We start from the raw sequence: 18,509 nt of genomic DNA on the forward strand, positions 1-18,509 counted from the left end.
CCGGCGCGTCGGCCAGCTTGATCCAGTGGAACTGCAGGTTGGTGCGGGTGGTGAAATGGCCGTAGCCCTTGTCGTAGGTGCGGCCGATCCAGGCGAGCTTGCGCAGCTGCGTCGGGTTCAGCGAGCCATAGGGGATGGCGATCCGCAGCATGTAGGCGTGGAGCTGCAGATAGAGGCCGTTCCTCAGGCGCAGCGGCTTGAACTGGTCCTCGGTGAGCTCGCCCGCCAGCCGGCGCGCCACCTGGCCCCGGAACTCCGCGGTCCGGTCGGCCAGCATGTCCCTGTCGATTTGATCGTAGCGGTACATGCCGGCCTCTACTTGCGCTTGATCAGGTCGACGCGGCCGGTCGAGCGGGCCGCGCCGTGGGCGTGCAGCAGCGCCGCGATGGCCGCGCCGCCCTCGGTCTGCTTGCCGTGGTTCAGGTTCGAGGGACCGAGCGCGCGGATGCGTTCGCGATAGCTCACCGGCGCCCACAGGCCCTCGGATTCGGTGAGGTCGATGAGGTAGGGCTCGACCACGACCGTGGGCTGGTTCTTGCCGTGCGCCTCGGCGGCCTCGGCGGCGGGATCGCCGTCGGCGAACAGCTCCGCGTCGGCAAAGCGCTCGACCCACTGGCTCTTGCGCCAGAAAACGACCTCGCCGTCGGTCAGGCGGTTGGCGGTGAGCGCCTTCATGCCCGCGCCTCGCGGACCAGGGCGGCCAGTTCGGCGGGTTCCCCCGCCTGCGCCAGCGCCATGGCCTCGCCGACGATCAGCAGCGCTGGGCCCTCGACCGTGGCGGCGGCTTCGGCCAGGCCCGCGATCGTGGTCACGAGACGGCGCTCATCCGCGCGGCTGGCGTTCTCGACGATCAGCGCCGGGGTCGATCCCGCCCGGCCGGCAGCCATCATGCGCGCGGCGATGGGCGTGGCCATGGAGAGGCCCATGTAGATCACGACGGTCTGGTTGGGTCGGGCGAGGCTCTCCCAGTCCAGGTCCGGCTCTCCGCCCTTGGCGGCGTGACCGGTCACGAAGGTCACGGCTTGCGCCGATCCGCGATGGGTCAGGGGCGCGCCGGCGCCGGCGCCGGCTGCGAGCGCGGCGGTGACGCCGGGCACGATCCGGCAGTCGACGCCGGCGGCGCGGCAGGCTTCCAGCTCCTCGCCGCCACGGCCGAAGATGAAGGGGTCGCCGCCCTTCAGCCGCACGACCGTCAGGCCTTCGAGCGCGAAGGCCACCAGCATGCGGTTGATCTCGTCCTGGCTGTAGGAGTGGCGCGACTTGCGCTTGGCGACCGAAATGCGCCGGGATGAGCCGGGCGCGAGATCGAGAATCTCGTCGGAGACCAGGCCATCGTGGACCACGACATCGGCGGTCTGCAGGATTCTCAGCGCCTTGATCGTCAGCAGCTCCGGGTCGCCGGGCCCGGCGCCGACCAGCCAGACCGCGCCTGTGCGTCCGCCGTGAGGGCGCTCGCCGCCCTCCAGGACCACCAGGCCGCCTGCGCGCCTTGACCTCGTCTGCCGCTGCGCCATGATTAGCTTCTCTAAAGCCTCACTGTTCGAAACCGGAACGGGACGGGCTCGCGCCCGCCCCGCCGATATCCAGCGATGAAAAGGGCCAAGACACCGCTGGACGCTTGCAAATAGGCGCCCGGTCCCCCAAGTCGCAATCCAAGGACTTCTGCCGGGGGTGTCAGGTTTTCTATGGAGCGATCGACGGAACAACGCCGCCGCCTGCCGCCATTGAATGCGTTGCGCGCCTTCGAGGCGGCCGCGCGCCATCTGAATTTCAGCCGCGCGGCGGACGAACTCTCGGTGACGCCGGGCGCCGTCAGCCAGCAGATCCAGAACCTGGAGGACTATGTCGGGGCGGCGCTGTTCAAGCGGACGCCCAAGGGCCTGTTGCTGACCGACGCGGCCCAGACCGCCCTGCCCGCCCTGCGAGAGGCCTTCGATCGCCTGGCCGAGGCCGCCTCCCTGCTGACCGCGGCGGTCGATGGCCGGCGCCTGACGCTGACCGCCCCGCCCTCCTTCTCCGCCAAGTGGCTGGTGCCGAGGCTCGGCGCCTTCGAACAGGCCCATCCGCAAGTCGACGTCTGGCTCTCGGCCGCTATCGAGCTGGTCGACCTCTCCGCCGGCGAAGTCGACGTCGCGATCCGCTACGGCGCCGGCCGCTATCCGGGGCTCGAGGTGCATCGCCTGTTCTCCGAGACGGTGATCCCGGTCGCAGCGCCCGAGCACCTGGCGGCCCATCCCCTGGCCACGCCGTCCGACCTGGCCAACCATGTGCTGCTGCACGACGGCTCGCCCGACCTCGACGACAGCTGCCCGGACTGGTCGATGTGGCTGGCGGCGCGGGGCCTGAAGAACATCGACGCCATGCGAGGCCCACGCTTCAACCAGAGCAGTCTGGTCATCGAAGCGGCGGTGAACGGCCGGGGCGTGGCGCTGGCCAAGCGGACGCTGGCCCAGGCGGACCTGGAAGCCGGCCGGCTGGTCGCCCCGCTGCAGATCGCCACCGCCGTCGACTTCGCCTATTACCTCGTCCACCCCAAGGCCAAGGGCCGGCTGCCGCAGGTGAAGGCCTTCGTCAGCTGGATCCAGGCCCAGGCCCAGGCGCACGAGGCCGCGCTGCTGGCGATCGACAACGGCGCCGGGATCTAGACCACCCTGAACTTCAGTTCCGCGAGTAGACGATGAGCTTTACGACCGACGAACGGCCCGCCCCCGCCGACTGCATGACGATGGCCGAGGTCCGGCAGGGGGTCGATGCGCTGGACCGCCTGCTGGTCGGCGTGCTCGCCGAGCGCCAGCGCTACATGGACGCCGCCGCGCGGATCAAGCAGGACCGCGGCGCCGTGCGCGACAACGCCCGCATCGAGGACGTGGTCGCCAAGGTGAAGGCCGCCGCCCGCGAGGCGGGGCTCTCCGAAGAGATCGCCGAGCCGGTGTGGCGCACGCTGATCGAGCGCTGCATCGCCCACGAGTTCGGCGTCTGGGACGCCCTGCGCGAGAAAGCCTAGGCGCGCGCCTGGTAGGCGGCGATCTCGGCCACCACGGCCTCGAGCGCCGCACGCACCACCGGCAACCCCTCGGCGCCCTGGGCCTCGGCCTGCGTGCACAGATCGCCCAGCCGACGGGCGCCCACGCCCCGCGCCGCGCCCTTGATGGTGTGGACGACATCGCGCCAGCCGGGGTCCCCCGGGTCCAGCGATCCGGCCCAGGCCTGCGCCTGCTGGCGGAACAGGCTCAACACCTCGCCGACCACCTGCCGGTCGCCCGCCATGTAGCCTTCCAGGTAGGCAAAATCGACTTCGCCGTCCGTACCTTGCGCCGTCACGACACCCCCATCGGAACACCCTGCCCGTATGCGCCTTGCCAAGGCCGCTTTTTCGCGTATTTTCCGCGCCCTCGCCGCCGGGGTTCGATACTGCCTCAGTTTCAGATCCGGTGCGACGGCGGGTGCTTAGCTCAGTTGGTAGAGCAGCTGACTCTTAATCAGCGGGTCGTGGGTTCGAATCCCCCAGCACCCACCAATTCCCCAGCGGATTTCGCCGAGCGGGAGGGTGGACGCCAGCCGGCGCTCCAGGACTCCCGGTTTCGCGGCATGCGGCCTATAGCTCGTGTGCGTCTTGCGTGATGTGCGGCCGTAGGGGAGCGGGACCTGAAGACCTTGCGCCGGCGCGAGCCAGATGCAGCGGGTTCCCTGACGCTGTTGCTGCTGGGCGGCGGCGCGCAGAGCCTGCTTCGGCTGGTATTCGCCGCGCTCACCGCCCGCCTGGTCTCGCCGGCCGACACGGGTCTCTTCCAGTTGGCGCTGTCGGTCGTGCTCCTGATGTCCGCCCTCGCGGACCCGGCGCTGACCGAATCGACGGTGCGCCGTGGTTCGCAGACCCGCAGAAGCCGAGCGACCTTCTTCTGGGTGAACCTCGTCCTCGCGCTGACCGTCGCGCTATCGCTCATCGCCGGATCGGCCGGCATCGTGGATTGGTTCGGCCAGCCCGGGGCGCGTCCCCTGCTGATCGCGCTATGCGTCTTGCCGGTGATCGCCGCGCTCGGCCTTGGATCGTTCGTGGAGCTCCGGCGCGCGCATCGGTTCCGGGACATCGCCCTGGTCGAGACCCTTGCCTGCCTTGCCGGCTGCGTCGCGGGGGGCGCAACCGCTCTCAGCGGGGGCGGCGCCTGGGCTCTCTTCGCCTACCAGCTGGGCTGGGCCGGCGTGAGGCTCCTGGCGGTCACGATCCTGGTTCCCCTGGCGCCGCGCCTGGCGTTCGACCTCAGAGCCCTGCGGCACGCCCTTCGGTTCAGCGCCAAGGTCTGGAGTTCTCGCCTGGTGCTGACGCTGGCCGGACAGCTGGATAAGCTGATTGTCGGCGCCCTGCTCGGCGCCTCGGTGCTGGGCCTCTACAGCCGCACGGCGCTGTTCATGTCGCTCCCGCTGCAGTTGATCGCCGGCGCCGCGACCACGGTCCTCGTGCCCGCCCTGGCGCGACATCGCGGGTCATCCTCGCGCCTGCAGGAAGAATTCCTGGCGACCACGAACCTAATCGCCACCCTGACCTTTCCAGCCTTCGTCGGAGCCGCGGCGATGGCCGGGCCCCTGGTCGGCGCCCTGCTCGGGCATGGGAAGAGCTGGGAGTGGTCGGGCGTGGCGACCCTGCTCGCGGTCATGGCGCCGGCCGCCGCCCTGGATAGCCTGATCCATCCCCAGAGATCGCTGCTCGTCGCCCAGGGCCGGGCAGGCGCAGCCCTGGTCCTGAGCATGGTGGGCGCGACCCTTCTGCTGACCTCGATCGCCGTGGGCGCGCGCGAAGGGATCGAAGGGGTGGCCTGGGGCTACGTCGTCGCGACGACCGCGAACTTCGGCCTGTTCACCTGCGTGACCCTCTCGGGACTGAAACTGCCCGTCATGCGCTACGTCCGCAGCCTCGGACGCGTCGTCCTGGCGACCCTGGCGGCGACGCTGGCGATCATCGCCGCGCGCCGCGGGCTCGCGGCCATAGACGCCACGGATCCGGTCCAGCTCGCCTGCCTCGCGGCGCTCGGCGGGACCGTCTATGCCCTGTGCCTGGGCCGCCGACGGCTGGTCAGCCTGGCCGGCAGGCTTCGGTCGCGCCGCGACCCGGACGAAACCTCACCCTTTGATCTCGACGATCAGCCGCCGGGCCAGGCGCAGGCTTAGGCAGACGGCCAGGTATGTCGGATTGGCCTGGCCGGAGGTGGGGAAGACCGCGGCCCCGACGACGTGAAGATTGCTCGTCCCATGCACGCGACAGTTGGCGTCGACGACGCCGTCGGCGGGGTCGGCGCTCATCCGGACCGTACCGATCTGGTGATAGCCGTCGGCGCCGTCCGCGGTGAGTTGACCGCTCAAGGTCGAGACATCCTCCCGGAATTCGAGCCGGCCGAGCCCGGTGCGCCGCAGTTCCCGATCCAGGATCAGGTGAGCGCGGATCACGCTGTCGACATCGCGTTCGCAGACCCGCTTCTCGATCCGAACCCTGGGCAGGCCCAGCGGGTCAAGGGTCCGCGAGAGGAGGATACGGCTGTCGCGGAGAACCGACTGTTCGCTGAAATATCGCAGCCGATACCGGCGCGCCCGATTGCGGGCGAGCAAGCCTGGCGACGCCGGACGGCGATAGCGGGTCGCCGCGACCCGACCCAGGAAGGCCGCCGCCCTCGGCGCATCCAGGACGATGTTGCGCAGATGCATGACCACGTCCTGAGGCGAGAGCCGGCGTCCGAGCAGGATCTTGCGAATAGGCCCCGGCTGCAGGGCTTCGCCCACCGCAGGCGTCGCGAGCGCCAGTGCGGCGGCCGACAGAGCGCCTGAGCCATGCCGCCAGTCGCCCAGTCGGGAGTTGTCGGCCACGAAACCAATGTTGACCAGGCCCTCGCTCTTCAGCGCCTCCTCCGAAAACATGAGCCTCGGCCTCACGTAGCATTCGCGATCTCGCCTGTAGTCGATCTGCTCTTCTTGAAGCCCGTCGAGGACGAGGTCGGCGACGGTCCCTTCCATGTGGCCCATGTAGCCGCGCCCCAGCCAGCTGTCGGTCCCCGGCAGGGCTCGATTGAGATCGGTCGAGGCAAGCAGAAGCCGCGCGCTCTCGATGCCGCCGGCGGCGATCACATAGTGGTCTGCGGTGACCACGCGGGGCGCGCCGGACCTGGACTTCACGCAAAGCCCGACCGCGCGACGTCCCTCGGAGTCCAGCGCCACGGACGTACAGGTAAGGCCGGTCCAGAACCGCACCATTCGGCTGTCGCGGATGTCCGCGCCATGACGCCGTGCCAGATGGGAATCACCGCACCAGCGCTCCAGCCGGGCGCGGAGTAGACCCTCGCGCGGCAGCCAGTCGAAGTCCTCATCGAAGGCCGGCGGGCCAATACCAAGGAAGGCGGCGGCCGGCGCCGCTTCGGAAATCGCGTCGGCGTAGCTGATCGGCCATCCCGGTGGCTCCGCGCCGGATCTCGCCTCGAAATCCACGGGGTCGAAGTCGACGCAGCGGCCGCCCCAGATCCAGCTCGCGCCCCCGAGGCGCCGATGCGTGGACACTTCGACAGCGGCGTGGTTGCCCGGCTCGAGCGTTTCGGCGACGGCGAGTTTTCGGGTCCAGCTCGCCTGGCCCTCGCTCCCGGATTCGATCACCGCCGTGTTCACGCCGGCGCGGCCGAGCGCCAGGGCCAGCGCCAGCCCGGCCGGACCCGCGCCGACGATCGCAACCTCGGTTTCGATCGGGCTGGCGGCGCCGTCCGGCGGGCAGATCATGTTCTCTCCCGGGGCGAACTCGGTCGACAGAGCCGAGGTTTGGTGATTTTTTGTTAAGAAGTCTATCCCGCCACCGCGTGGTCTAGCGGCGGGTTTCGCGCGCACCCTTCAGGTTGCGTAAGTGTCCCTTGGAGGCTGTACGCGTGGGCGCCGACGGTTCGCATCCTATTCCTTCGGATCCGCCGAACTCTAGTGCTTGGGCTGACCTCTTCATCATCGGGGCCGGCCCCGCCGGGCTTACCGCTGCTGTAGAAGCCGTGCGCCTCGGCTCGCGGGTGGTCGTGGTGGAGAAGGGCGCGATCGTCGGGGGCATCGCCCGGACGGAAAGCTACAAGGGTTTCCTGTTCGACATGGGCGGGCACCGCTTCTTCACGAAGGTGGGCTGGATCGACGCCTGGTGGCGCGAACACCTTGGGGAGGCCTTCATCCGCCGCCCGCGGCTGTCGCGCATCCTCTATCGCGGCAAGTACTTCGCCTATCCGCCGAATTTCCGCGACGCCATGGGCAAGCTGGGACCGGTCGAGGCCGTTCGGATCGGGCTCAGCTATCTGCGGGCCCAGGTGTTCCCCGCACGCACCGTGGTGAGCTTCGAGCACTGGGTCTCGAACAATTTCGGGGCGCGTCTGTTCGGCATCTTCTTCAAATCCTACACCGAGAAGGTGTGGGGTATCTCGTGCAAGGCGCTGCGCGCCGAGTGGGCTGCTCAACGCATCAAGAACATGTCCCTGCGCACGCTCCTGAGCAGCATGTTTTCCCGATCGGGCTCGAACGTCACCTCGCTCATCGAGGCCTTCGACTATCCGCGCGAGGGCCCCGGCATGATGTGGCGCGCCGCCGCCGACCGCGTGGTGAAGGATGGCGGCGACCTTCGCCTGAAAACCGAGCTGCTGCAGCTGCAGCACAGCGGATCGCGCATCCACCGCGCGGTCGTTCGCGAGGGCGGCGAGACGCGCGTCTGCCCGGCGGACGCCTTCATATCCTCGATGCCGTTGCCCGATCTGCTCGGCAAGCTGGACCCGCCGCCGCCGCCCGCGGTCCGCGAGGCCTCGGACCAGCTGAAGTTCAGGGGCTTCCTGACGGTGTGCGCCATCGTCGACGCGCCAGACCTCTTCCCTGACAACTGGATCTACATCCACGAGCCGCAGGTGAAGGTGGCGCGCATCCAGAACTTCAAGAACTGGAGCCCGGACATGACGCCGGACCCCAGCAAGACCAGCCTTGGTCTCGAATATTTCTGCGACGAGGGCGATGCGACGTGGCTCACGCCCGACAGCGACCTCATCGCCCTCGCCGCGCGCGAGCTGGCGGCTATCGGACTGATCTCCGACCCCTCGCAGGTGATCGACGGATGCGTGTTCCGGGTGCCGAACGCCTACCCCATCTATGACCAGGACTATGCCGAGGCGCTGGAGGTGATCCGCGCCTACCTGGACGGCTTCGACAACCTGCGCACGATCGGGCGCAACGGACTCCACCGCTACAACAACCAGGACCACTCGATGGTGGCCGGACGGATGGCCGCGCGCCAGCTTCTGCTGGGCGAGCCGGGCGACCTCTGGAGCATCAATACCGAGGGGGAATACCACGAGACCGTGGGCTCCCAGCCCGCTCCGCGCGGCGCGGCGCGGCCGCAACTCGCTGAAGCGGGCGCCGTCCCATGACCGCAAGCCGGCGGGTGGTGATGATCGGTCTGGACGCGGGCGACCGGGAACTGCTGGCGGCCTACGGGGCCGAATTGCCGAACATCTCCCGGCTGTTCGCCGAGGGCGTGGAGGGAAAGCTGGAGGCCGAACCCCTGTCCGGGTCGCTCTGGCCGAGCTTCTACACGCGCGGCGGGCCGGGCGGCCACGGCATCTACCAGCACCTTCAGTGGGATCCGGACCGGATGAAAGTCCGCCGCCTGGACCGCTCCTGGCTCCAGACCCGTCCCTTCTGGCGTGACCTCGGCGAGCAGGGCGTGCGGGTGACCGCCGTCGACGTGCCCTTCGTGCTGCCCGGAGAAACCTCGCCCAACGTGCTGGAGGTGATGAACTGGGGCTCGCAGGACCAGATCGGCTCCTTCTGGGCGACAGACAAACCGCTGGGCCGCCGCATCCTGGCGGAATTCGGGCCGCATCCGATGGGTATCGAAATCCCGGTGCCGAAGACGGCTGCGCAGCTCAAGCGGATGACCGAGGCCACCATCAAGGGCGCCGGCGTCAAGGGGCGGCTGACGGTCGCTCTGATGCGCGAAAGACCCTGGGATCTCTTCATCGTGGCTTTCGGAGAAACCCATCGAGCCGGGCACACCCTTTGGACCGACCCGGCGTGTCCCGCGCCGGATGACGCCCTGATCAGGGTCTACAAGGCCGTCGACGCGGCTGTGGGCGCCATCAAGGCCGAGGCCGGGCCGGACACCGAGATCGTGCTCTTCGCCCTGCATGGCATGGGCCTCAATTGCTCGCAGTCCCACCTGACCTCGATCTTCATGCAGCGCGCGCTCGCCCGGTTTCGGGGACGGCCCGCGCCTCAGGAGAAGGGCGAAGCGCCCGGGCTCTTCCGAGCGCTCCGGCGGCGCCTGCCCGCCGGCCTTCAGCTTACGGTGGCCAACCTCGTCCCGCAGTGGGTCCGCGACACGGTCGTGTCCCGCGAGATCGACGGCGGCTATCGCTGGAGCGACACCTTGGGATTCTGCCTGCATGGCGACTTGGCCGGCTGCCTGCGGCTGAACATCAAGGGCCGCGAGGCGAAGGGCGTGCTCTCCGAGCGTGAAGCGGCGGACCTCAAGGCGTTTCTTCGCACCGAGCTGGAGGCCCTGCGCCTGCCCGACGGCCGTCCAGTGGTGCGGTCCGTCATGCTCCCGACCGAGGAGCTGCCCGGGCCGCGGGCTCACCTGCTTCCCGACATCCTGGCGGAGTGGAATCCCGACATCGGCGCGGCGCACGAGGTCCATTCCCCCAACCTCGGCGTCATCCGCGCGAGGCCGGAGACCGGCCGTGGCGGCAATCACCGTTTCAACGGCTTCTACGTGCATGCCGGGCCGAGCCAGAAGAGCAATGTGCGCCCCCGTCGCGTGTCGCAACTGGGCGATCTCGTCGAGGCCCTGATCTAGGGCTTCGACGACAGGCCCGCGGTTTCCGGGGCCGGCCCTCGCCGCCCCACCAGATAGCCCGCGACACCCAGGACGACCGCCAGACCGCAGCTCAGGTGGTAGACGAACAGGAGCGGCAGCGCCGCCAGCCCGCCCGCAAGGCCCATGCGGGAGCCCATGAACCTGAGGATCGGCCAGCTGAGGCCGATGTAGAGGGCGGCCACGGCCAGGGCCGCGAGACCCCAGGCCGACGGCGGCGCCGCGGCGATCGACAGGCCAACCGCGGAGGCGGCGGCGGCGGCCAGCAGCCAGCCCGCAAAGCCCGTCCTGGGGCCGTAGCCCGGTCGGCCCAAGATTCGGATGATGGCCGTCGCGATAACCGCCAGGGCGGCCGGTCTCGCGCCGGCAAGGAGCAGCCCGCCGGCCGCCGCCAAGGACGCCAGGATCAGCACAAACGCCGATGGCCCGCGAAGCGGCGTGCGGTCGGCGTCGCCCCACGCGGTGACGGATAGCGCGAGCCCGGCGCCGGCCGCGGAGGCGACGAACGGCCAGCCGCTCGAGAGTGCGCCCATGGCGATCAGCGCCAGGAAGGCGCCGACCGCGGCGACGCTCGCCCGTTGGCCGGCGCTGGTGTTCAGGTCGTTGCGAAAGAAGCCGCGCTCCAGCGCCAGGCGGATCCAGGGCGCGCCGCGCATCACGACGTCGGTCCTCACCATCAGGGGGAGTGTCCAGTCCTTCAGATGGCCGCCCTGGATCGAGGTGTCCAGGACGATGCGGTATCCGGCCCCGGACAGGCGAACTCCAAACTCGACGTCATCCAGCAGCACGCCGGCGAACCCCCCGATCGCATCGAACGCCTCACGGCGCACGGCCCCCAATCCCGTCCAGAAGGTCTGGGCGTCAGGGCTGCCCCGGCGGTGGACATAGGTGTGCAGCAGGTTGCGGAAGCGCGACAGGACGGCCGGCGCGCTCGGCGCATCGTCGTAGGCCCCGAAGATCGCCGCGGTCTGCGGCTCCGCGGCGAGCCGCTCGACGATCCGTGCCAGGGCGTCTGGATGCACGACCACGTCGGCGTCGACAAACGCCAGGATCGACCCTCGGGCCCGCGCTATGCCGGCCGTTCGCGCGGCGACGGGGCCGCCCCACTGCTCCGGGCGTATGACGATGGCGTCCATCGCCGCGGCGACCTCGCCCGACCCGTCCGAGGAGGCGTCATCCACCACGATCAGTTCGTAGGACGAAAAGGTCGAGCGCCGGAGGCCCTCGATGGCCTGCACGATGAAGTGGGCGCCGTTCCGAACCGGCATGATGACCGACACCGCCGGACCTGTTTCGGCCAAGACGCCCGGCGGCCGGATCCCGGGAGCCGACCGCGGCTTTCCGCCAGACCTGGCCACGTGGCTTGTCTCCTCGCCTGCGGACAGCGCCGTTGCTATCGACAGGTCTACGAACAGGGTTAGCCTACCCTCGTGCGGTGGCAATCGGCGAAGTGGCTCGGCTTCGCGATCTCGCCGGCGGCGGGGCTGGGAGGCGCGCTTGGGGCGACGAATAGGACCTTCGTTGCGTGGCCTGGCGGCCTACGGCCTCATCCCGGCCGCCTACAGCCTGACATTGCTGATCCTGCTCCGCTCGCCCGTCCGCGGCGAGTATGGCGGCCTGCTGCTCGCGGGCCTTTCGCTGGCGTTCAGCGCCGCGGCCCTGTGGGCCGGTCGTCCAAGCGCCCGACGGGTCCTGGACCTCGCCCTCCGGCCAGCCGGCGCCTGGGGCGCGGCTCCGCTCGCTGGCGCGGCCCTGCTCGCCTTCCTGGCCTGCGCCGGGGTGGCCCGGCTGGTCCTTGACGCCTTCCCCATCTCCTCCGACGAACTCGCCTACATATTCCAGGCCCGAACCTATGCCGAGGCGCGCCTCTGGGCGGACACGCCCCCTGTGGTCGCCGCAGTGCAGTTTCCGCACGTCTTCGACCTGCACGGGATGTGGGTCAGCCAGTACCTGCCGGGATGGCCCCTGGTCATGGCGCCGGCCGTGGCCCTGGGCGCCCCCCTATGGCTGGTGAATCCGCTGATCGCCGCGGCGACCGTGGCTACGTTCTTCGCCCTGGCGCGCCGCTACGTCGGTCGTGAAACCGCCTGGACTGGGCTCGCGCTTCTCGTGAGCTCGGCCTTCTTCCTGATGACCTACGGGTCATACTTCAACCACGGCTTCACGACCCTGGCCGGCGTCGCCTTCGCCCTCTTCGCAAGCGCCTACCGGCGCGATGGCCGCCTCCGAGACGCGCTGCTCGCCGGGCTTTGCCTTGGCGCCATGGGCCTGACGCGCCCCCAGAACGCGGCGGCGTTCGCCCTGCCCTTCCTCGTGTCCCTCGCAATGGCGAAGGAGCGCCGAGCGGGCCTGCTGTGGTTCATGCTTGGCGGCGCCCCGTTCCTGGCCGCGCTGCTGGCCTATGACTTCGCCATCACCGGTGATCCCTTGAAGCCGGTGCAGGCGATGATGGTGCACGAGCCGCTCGGCGTCCCCGGGGCGATCGGCGTCAAACGCGAAATCCAGCGGCTCCTCAGGCTTCCGGAATGGACCTCGCCGATCCTGCTCTTCGGGTGGGCCGCGGCGTTCGGGCTCGGGCTCAAGCGCCGCCAGATCGATTTCACCGACTGGATCATGCCGGTCACGTTCGTCGCGCTGCTGTTCTACGGCGGCCAAGGCGGACCCCAGTTCGGGTCGCGCTACTTTTTCGAGGCCTGGCCGTTTGCGATCCTCACCATCCTGAAAGTCATCGAGCCGCGGCTGGCGGACAGTTCAAGACCAGGCCTGGCCTCCTGGATCGCCTCCGGCGTGCTGGCCGTGGTGACGCTGCAACTCGCTTACATCCCGCCTCGCATGTGGCGCGAGCATGTGGCCGTCGAGGAGCAACGGGCGCCATTCCTTGCGGTGGCGGCCGCCGGCCTCAATCACGTCCTGGTGCTTTTTCCGTACGACAATGGCGGCAGGTTTCGGCAGCCCTTCGCCGCGGATTTCCTGCAGAACGGGTCCCACGTCGAACGGCAGGACGTGATCTATGCGCTCGATCGCGGAGCGAAGAACAACGAGCTCCTGGCCGCCTACCCCGGCCGGGCGGCGTACATCTGGGAGAAGGGCGCGCTTCGCCTGTGGCGCGCGCCGCATGCGCCGGGGCGTTAGGGCGGACACGCGCCCGAGCTCTAGCTGAGCTTCGGATTGGTCAGGCTGTCGCCGTTCACGGAGCGGTGCGCCATCGCCTCCAGCAGCACCTGCACCTGCTGGGCGGTGTCCAGATAGCGCTGCGCCGCCGTCGGCACGATCGCCGCCGCCGCGCGCAGGGTGTCTGGCGCCTTGGCGACACGCTTGGCCGCCGCCCCGGACAGCGACTTGCCGTTCTCGTCCACGTCGACCCCCAGGCTGGCGGCGCGCTTGAGCACCGTCTCGCGGCTGCGCAGCTCGGTGATCAGCTTGTCGACGTCGCCCAAGGTCGTAGGCTTGGCGAGGCGGCCGCCGACGAAGACGATCTGCGACAGGCCGAGGATGCCCAGCAGGGTCTGGGGCACCTCGAACTTGGCGAGCCCGGTGGGACCCGAGGCCAGCATGCTGAAGCCGACGATGGCGCTGAAGGTGACCGCCTGCAGCTTGTAGAGGTCGAGTTCGGAGTCCGACATGATCAGGTCGGAGAATCGCGGCCCCACGCTGGCCCCCGGGTCGTTCATCGGCAGCACGCGGCGGCTGACCAGCCAGGCCCAGTTTTCGGAGCTGAGGCGGTCGCGGGTGGTCTGCACCGCCTGGGCGCCGAGCGTCCCCAGGGCCGGGATGCCCAGCAGGTAGACGATCGAGGTCGAGATGTCGGAGAGCTCGCCGCGCCAGATCGCCAGATAGGCCAGGCCGTAGGCGACCAGCAGCACGAAGAACAGGATCTGGAACTTCGGCAGGCTGCCGCGGTCGAACACATCGGCGGTCATGACGATGGGATTGAGGCAGCGCAGCAGCGACCACTTCTGCACCTTGGCGATGCGGTAGAGCCGCTGATCGTCGTCATCGTCCTCCTGGGCCGTGGTGAGGCGGCGGTGGTAGACGATGAAGGCCGTGAGGACATAGACGAGCGCCACGAAGACCGCCGCCCAGAGGTGCGCCGCGTCCGGCGAGGAGAACGGCTCGGCGTCGGCGGCCCAGGCGGCCACCCGATCCCCATCGCAGGCGACGATGAAGACGCTGCGCCGATGGGTCAGGGCGAAGCGGTTGTTCGGGCCGAGTTCGAGGGTCTCGGCGCGGTGAAAGCGAGGCGGCACGAAGTGGATCGAATAGGAGTCCTTGGGCGCTCCCGCCGCGCCGTGCTCGACGGAAATCGGGTGACGCTCGGGAAAGCCGTCGGCGAGCGCGCTGTAGCGGACGGCCCGTGGCGAGGCGAACAGCCGGAACTCCGGTTGCCGGCCCGGGTCGGACATCGCGATCTTGCCGGCGACGATGATCACCGCCTCGTCGTTGGCGGGCAGCGGACGGACGGCCGGCATGATCGGTTGCGCCAGGTTGCGCGGCAGGATCTTCGCGAGCGCCGTGGGATTGGCGGTGAGGCAGCTCACCGGCGGCGGCGCGGCCAGGGGCGGTGGCGCGGGCGCGGCTTGCGCCGCGGCGATGGATGGCAGGAGACCCGTGGCGAGGCTCGCCAGGCCTACGAGCGCATTGCGCGCCCGCTGTACGACGCCACTCATGTCTCAGCTCCCAGCCAGAATGTCTTCAGCGCCGGTTTGGCGCCGTTGAATTTGTCGCGGTCACAGGTTCCGACGCCCGGCACGCTGCGCGGCGCCGGGCCGATCGCGCCGTCGGTGTATTGCCAGAAGGTCCAGCTCGCCCAGTTGGCCGGAACCACCGCCGTCGGGCCGTACTGGGCGAGCCACAGCCAGCACCGGGCGAGCACCGGGTCGGAGGCCGACTGCAGGAGCTCCTTCAGGTAGTGCCCCGAATAGAGGCCGGGCCAGCGGCCGGTTTGCGCCTGCACATGGGTGACGAAGGCCCTGGCCTCTTCCAGGGACATGCTGGGGCCTGTCGGGTTGCCCTCGAAGTCGAGCACCAGCAACAGGTCCTTCGGATCCCCCACGGTCTTCAGGAAGAATTCGGCCTGCTTCACGCCGTCCGACCCGGTCCCGAAGTGGTAGGCGCCCCACAGCAGGCCTTCCGCCTGGGCCTGGGGCCGCCGCACGAGATAGGCGGGATCGACGCCGGTGGTCCCCTGCGTAGCCTTGTGGAAGACCCCGGCGAGCCCGCTCCCGGCCGCCGCCTGGAAGTCGACGGCGTTGTTGTGATGCGAAAGGTCGATGACGGCGTTGGTGATCGTGGGCATGTCGCGTCGGTCCCGGTCAGGGGATCTTCCATCCCGGTGAAAAGGTCAGGTGGCCGGGCAGCTTGAGCGCGGCCACGGTCCAGGGTTCGTGCAGCGGGACGACGCCGCAGGTGAGGGTGGCGGTGGTGGCGCAATCCCCCGGCTGGGCGCCGACCAGCCGCCCGTCCCGCAACGACAGCGAGGCTGAATCCAGGGCCGCGGTGACCGCGAAGCCGAGTTTCAGCGGCGGCGCCTTCCAGCCGCCGACGGTCAACTGCAGGGCCGGCGTGGCCTTGAGCGTCAGGTGATGCTTGCCGAGCGACAGGATCGCCGTATTGCCGGCCGGCAGCTTCGCCGGGTCGCGATAGTCCCTGACCGCCGCCAAGGTCACCCAGGCCTGGGCGAGCTGCTCCCACAGGTCGATGTGGCCGAGCGCCGTGCGCAGGCCCTGCAGCGCCTGTTCCTCCAGCAGGGGCCAGGCGATGGCGCCCGGCTGGTCGCCCACATGGGCCTTGATCTGGCCGCCGAGGCCTTCGATCTCCTTGGGCAGGAGATCGGCGAAGGTCAGGCTCAGGGTCTCGCTCATGGCGCTGTGTCCTCAGTCGGTTTGGGGGGTGCGGCCGCATCGTCCTCGGCGCCGGGCGGCTCCACCTGCAGGTCCCAGCTCATCAACACGTTGGGTCCGGCCGCGCCGGCGGCGCCGTCGCCATCGGTCTGCGCGGCCAGTTCGACGCCGCCTTGCATCACGCCGACGACGCGGACCATCGCCCGCGCGGCCAGCGCGCCCGCACCGGCCAGGCCCACGATCACCAGAGCCACGATCCCCAGCTTCTCCGCCAACGCTATCCACGGCGGAGGAGGTGGAGGCGGCGGTGGCGGCGGCGGAGGTTTCGGGGGCTGTGGAGGTTTCGGGGGTGGCTGAGGGGATTCCACAGGCGCGGACGTCGCGGCTGGAGGCAGGGCCGCAGACGGAACCGGCTTCGGCGAACGCGCCGGTGGAAGCGGAAGCGCCGCGGTCCGCAGGGTCAGGCGGACGTCGGCGCCCAGGTAGTCTTCCACGCCAGCGCCGGGCGCCTGGGCGGCCACGGCGTCCAGCCGCTTCATCCCGGGCTTCACGGCGTTGACCACGCTCTCGAACCCGGCCGCATGCAGCCTCGCGGCTGCCGCCGCTTCGCTGAGCCCGACGACCGAAGGCACGAGGTTTCGGCCTGAGGTCTCGGCGTAGTCGACGCTGGTCCCAGGGCGGACCTGGCTCCCCGCGGACGGGCTGCTGGAAAGGATCCGCCCGCCCGGGTTGGCCGAGGCTTGCTCGGTGGCGCGGCCCAGCAGCAGACGTTCGAGACCCAGGCGGTTCCGCGCCTCAACCACCGACAGGCCGACCAGCGGCGGGACGGTCACCAGGTCCGGCTTGGGCTCCGGCGGCTTCTGGGGCGGCCGGCGTTCCGGCGGCGGGCGCTCGGGCGGCGGCCGATACCGCGGCGGCTCGTACGGCGGCGGCTCATATGGCGGCGGCCTGCGGGGCGGCTTCGGCGTCGACTGCGGCGGGGGCGGCTGCACGACGAGCGGCGGCCCTTCGGAGATCACCAGGCTGATGCGAGTCTCCGGCGAGATCACCGCGTTCGGCTGAGGCGATTGGGCGACGACGGTCCCCTTGGGCCGGTCTGACGGCGTGGTCGACACCGCGGGCGCCAGCCGCCGCATCAGCGGCAGCAGCATCTGCCGGGCGTCCCCGAGGGAGCGGCCGCGCACGTCGGGCATGTGAGCCGCCGGCGGCAGACGCTGCGCCGGTGTCTGGTCCATTGCGTGGGTCGGTGTCTGGGCCTGGGCCAAGGGCGGGCCGACGCGGGTGTAGGCGGCGGGGTTGGGTTGCGCTGCTGCGCGCGGCGGCAAGCCGGCAAGCGAAAGCACGCCGCACAGCGCTGCAAGCGCGGCTGCGCGCCCAAACCGGCGCGCGCTGTCCCGATGAAAGGCGAGCGCGGGCATCGTCCCCCCCAACAGCCCAGCGACACCCGGGCGGCCAGAAATTCCACAGAACACCGTATCAGCGTTGTGTGATACTACCTAGGCTTGTCCGGGCGGCGAGCGCCGTCACGAATGGGGGGTCGCTCATGAAGAACATCGCCATCTTCTGCGACGGCACGTGGCAGCATCTCGACCAGCGCTACCCGACCAACGTCGCCAAGCTGGCCCGGGCGGTTGCGCCGGCGGCGGCCGACGGCAGTCCGCAGGTCATCTATTACGACGACGGCGTCGGGGTCAGTCAGAGCCCGCTGGACATCGGCGGCCACCTGCTGGGCGGGGCGATCGGCGAGGGCCTCGATTACAAGATCGCCTCGGCCTACGAGTTCCTCTGCCTGAACTACCAGCCCGGCGACCGCATCTTCCTGTTCGGCTTCTCGCGCGGCGCCTACACCGCCCGCAGCCTGGCGGGCCTGCTCCGCTGGGCCTGGATCCTGCGGCGCGAGCACGCCAGCGAGATCTTTGAGGCGACCGCGCTCTACCGGACCCGGCCCCGCAAGGACGCGACGCCCGAGGACCAGGCGAAGTTCGAAGCCACGATGAAGGACTTCCGCGACCAGCGGAGCTATCCGTCAGGGGTCTTCACCGACGACAAGGCCTACGATCCGGCCGACCCCACCTCGCTCACGCCCGCCGACCAGAACTGCGCCTGGCTGCAATACGTCGGCGTCTGGGACACGGTCGGCTCGCTTGGCGTACCCCACACCCTGCCCCTCGCGACCCAGCTCAACTCGCGATACGATTTCTACGACACCAGCCTGTCGCGCTTTGTCCGCTCGGCCCGCCATGCGGTCTCGCTCGACGAGCGGCGGGAGACCTTCGAGCCCACCCTGTGGGACAATATCCCGACCCTGAACGTGAACGCCCACGCGGGCGGCCTGGCCCCCGCCCTGCGGCCCTACCAGCAGACCTGGTTCCCCGGCGGCCACGGGGAAGTCGGAGGCGGCGGCGACGACGGCGGCCTGTCGCTCGTGCCGATGCTATGGGTCGCCGAGGGCGCCGCGCGCGCGGGCCTGGCCTTCGACACCGCCGAGCTCCAGGACTACGAGCGGGTCGCCCATCCTGACGCCAAGTTCCAGAAGGGCGGCTTCAGCTTCGGCCTTCTGGTCACCACGCTCACCGGACTGAAGGACCGCGACGGCCCCGACCTGATGGAGGAGGTCTCGCTCTCCGCCTGCCTGCGCTGGAACCGGCTGGCGGATTATCGGCCGGCCTCGCTCAGGCGGGCGCCCGGCCTGGCGGGCCAGCTCGACGCCTTCGTCGCACTCGCCGATCCGCAGATCTTCTACGCGCCCTGACGGACTCGCCTGCATTAACCGTAGGTTGCAAATCGCGTTGTGCGGCCCCGGTTTGGTG

General features: G+C 70.0%; 16 protein-coding genes, 1 tRNA gene and 1 pseudogene. 8 read left to right on the forward strand and 10 right to left on the reverse strand.

Going from position 1 to position 18,509, the window contains the following annotated elements:
- The 3 genes and pseudogenes from ACESMY_RS11430 to cobA form a co-directional block, all read right to left on the reverse strand.
- A pseudogene (locus tag ACESMY_RS11430) lies at window positions 1-307 on the reverse strand (nitrite/sulfite reductase); the annotation flags it as partial.
- Between the two features lie 8 nt (window positions 308-315).
- Window positions 316-675, reverse strand: a complete 360-nt coding sequence (locus ACESMY_RS11435) for a DUF2849 domain-containing protein (RefSeq protein ID WP_372784713.1) — start codon at window positions 673-675, stop codon at window positions 316-318.
- Complete coding sequence (gene cobA, locus ACESMY_RS11440) at window positions 672-1,514, reverse strand: uroporphyrinogen-III C-methyltransferase (RefSeq protein WP_372784714.1); 843 nt, start codon at window positions 1,512-1,514, stop codon at window positions 672-674. Before cobA ends, ACESMY_RS11435 begins: the two co-directional genes overlap by 4 nt.
- Before the next feature lie 171 nt (window positions 1,515-1,685).
- Here cobA and gcvA point away from each other — a divergent pair, with 171 nt between their 5' ends.
- Together gcvA and ACESMY_RS11450 are read left to right on the forward strand one after the other, a co-directional pair.
- Window positions 1,686-2,645 (forward strand): transcriptional regulator GcvA, encoded by a 960-nt coding sequence (gcvA, locus tag ACESMY_RS11445; protein WP_372784715.1) that lies wholly within the window; start codon window positions 1,686-1,688, stop codon window positions 2,643-2,645.
- 32 nt (window positions 2,646-2,677) lie between these two features.
- Window positions 2,678-3,004: a chorismate mutase gene (locus tag ACESMY_RS11450; protein WP_372784716.1), complete on the forward strand. Its 327-nt coding sequence runs from the start codon at window positions 2,678-2,680 to the stop codon at window positions 3,002-3,004.
- Here the strand turns inward: ACESMY_RS11450 and ACESMY_RS11455 are convergent.
- Window positions 3,001-3,321 carry an Hpt domain-containing protein gene (locus ACESMY_RS11455; protein WP_372784717.1) on the reverse strand — a complete coding sequence of 107 codons (321 nt, stop codon included), beginning with the start codon at window positions 3,319-3,321 and terminating at the stop codon, window positions 3,001-3,003. The genes ACESMY_RS11450 and ACESMY_RS11455 overlap by 4 nt on opposite strands.
- Window positions 3,322-3,441: 120 nt before the next feature.
- Here ACESMY_RS11455 and ACESMY_RS11460 point away from each other — a divergent pair.
- Both ACESMY_RS11460 and ACESMY_RS11465 read left to right on the forward strand, forming a co-directional pair.
- Window positions 3,442-3,517: transfer RNA gene (locus ACESMY_RS11460), tRNA-Lys, on the forward strand.
- Between the two features lie 137 nt (window positions 3,518-3,654).
- Window positions 3,655-5,163: an oligosaccharide flippase family protein gene (locus ACESMY_RS11465; protein ID WP_372784718.1), complete on the forward strand. Its 1,509-nt coding sequence runs from the start codon at window positions 3,655-3,657 to the stop codon at window positions 5,161-5,163.
- Here the strand turns inward: ACESMY_RS11465 and ACESMY_RS11470 are convergent.
- Window positions 5,116-6,750 carry a GMC family oxidoreductase gene (locus ACESMY_RS11470; RefSeq protein WP_372784719.1) on the reverse strand — a complete coding sequence of 545 codons (1,635 nt, stop codon included), beginning with the start codon at window positions 6,748-6,750 and terminating at the stop codon, window positions 5,116-5,118. The two genes, ACESMY_RS11465 and ACESMY_RS11470, sit on opposite strands and share 48 nt — an antisense overlap.
- Window positions 6,751-6,893: 143 nt before the next feature.
- Between ACESMY_RS11470 and ACESMY_RS11475 the strand changes: the two genes are divergently transcribed.
- Window positions 6,894-8,411, forward strand: a complete 1,518-nt coding sequence (locus ACESMY_RS11475; RefSeq protein WP_372784720.1) for an NAD(P)/FAD-dependent oxidoreductase — start codon at window positions 6,894-6,896, stop codon at window positions 8,409-8,411.
- Window positions 8,408-9,841 (forward strand): alkaline phosphatase family protein, encoded by a 1,434-nt coding sequence (locus tag ACESMY_RS11480; RefSeq protein WP_372784721.1) that lies wholly within the window; start codon window positions 8,408-8,410, stop codon window positions 9,839-9,841. The genes ACESMY_RS11475 and ACESMY_RS11480 overlap by 4 nt, the downstream gene beginning before the upstream one ends.
- Here the strand turns inward: ACESMY_RS11480 and ACESMY_RS11485 are convergent.
- Window positions 9,838-11,217 carry a glycosyltransferase family 2 protein gene (locus tag ACESMY_RS11485; protein ID WP_372784722.1) on the reverse strand — a complete coding sequence of 460 codons (1,380 nt, stop codon included), beginning with the start codon at window positions 11,215-11,217 and terminating at the stop codon, window positions 9,838-9,840. The two genes, ACESMY_RS11480 and ACESMY_RS11485, sit on opposite strands and share 4 nt — an antisense overlap.
- Window positions 11,218-11,380: 163 nt before the next feature.
- Between ACESMY_RS11485 and ACESMY_RS11490 the strand changes: the two genes are divergently transcribed.
- Complete coding sequence (locus ACESMY_RS11490; RefSeq protein WP_372784723.1) at window positions 11,381-12,991, forward strand: hypothetical protein; 1,611 nt, start codon at window positions 11,381-11,383, stop codon at window positions 12,989-12,991.
- A gap of 20 nt (window positions 12,992-13,011) precedes the next feature.
- On the opposite strand, the gene ACESMY_RS11495 is transcribed toward ACESMY_RS11490, so the two are convergent.
- The 4 genes from ACESMY_RS11495 to ACESMY_RS11510 are packed head-to-tail and all read right to left on the reverse strand — an operon-like array spanning window position 13,012 to window position 16,934.
- Entirely contained in the window at window positions 13,012-14,526 is a 1,515-nt protein-coding gene (locus ACESMY_RS11495) for a hypothetical protein (protein ID WP_372784724.1), read from the reverse strand.
- Window positions 14,523-15,155: a glycoside hydrolase family 25 protein gene (locus ACESMY_RS11500; RefSeq protein WP_372784725.1), complete on the reverse strand. Its 633-nt coding sequence runs from the start codon at window positions 15,153-15,155 to the stop codon at window positions 14,523-14,525. Before ACESMY_RS11500 ends, ACESMY_RS11495 begins: the two co-directional genes overlap by 4 nt.
- 16 nt (window positions 15,156-15,171) lie before the next feature.
- Entirely contained in the window at window positions 15,172-15,720 is a 549-nt protein-coding gene (locus tag ACESMY_RS11505) for a hypothetical protein (protein WP_372784726.1), read from the reverse strand.
- Window positions 15,717-16,934, reverse strand: coding sequence for a PASTA domain-containing protein (locus tag ACESMY_RS11510; protein WP_372784727.1), 1,218 nt, complete (start codon window positions 16,932-16,934; stop codon window positions 15,717-15,719). Before ACESMY_RS11510 ends, ACESMY_RS11505 begins: the two co-directional genes overlap by 4 nt.
- A gap of 308 nt (window positions 16,935-17,242) precedes the next feature.
- Between ACESMY_RS11510 and ACESMY_RS11515 the strand changes: the two genes are divergently transcribed.
- On the forward strand, window positions 17,243-18,451 hold the full coding sequence (locus ACESMY_RS11515; protein WP_372784728.1) for a DUF2235 domain-containing protein: 1,209 nt from the start codon (window positions 17,243-17,245) through the stop codon (window positions 18,449-18,451).
- The last annotated feature ends 58 nt before the right edge of the window (window positions 18,452-18,509 follow it).

This window comes from Phenylobacterium sp. (genome assembly GCF_041691455.1).
Lineage (GTDB): Bacteria > Pseudomonadota > Alphaproteobacteria > Caulobacterales > Caulobacteraceae > Phenylobacterium.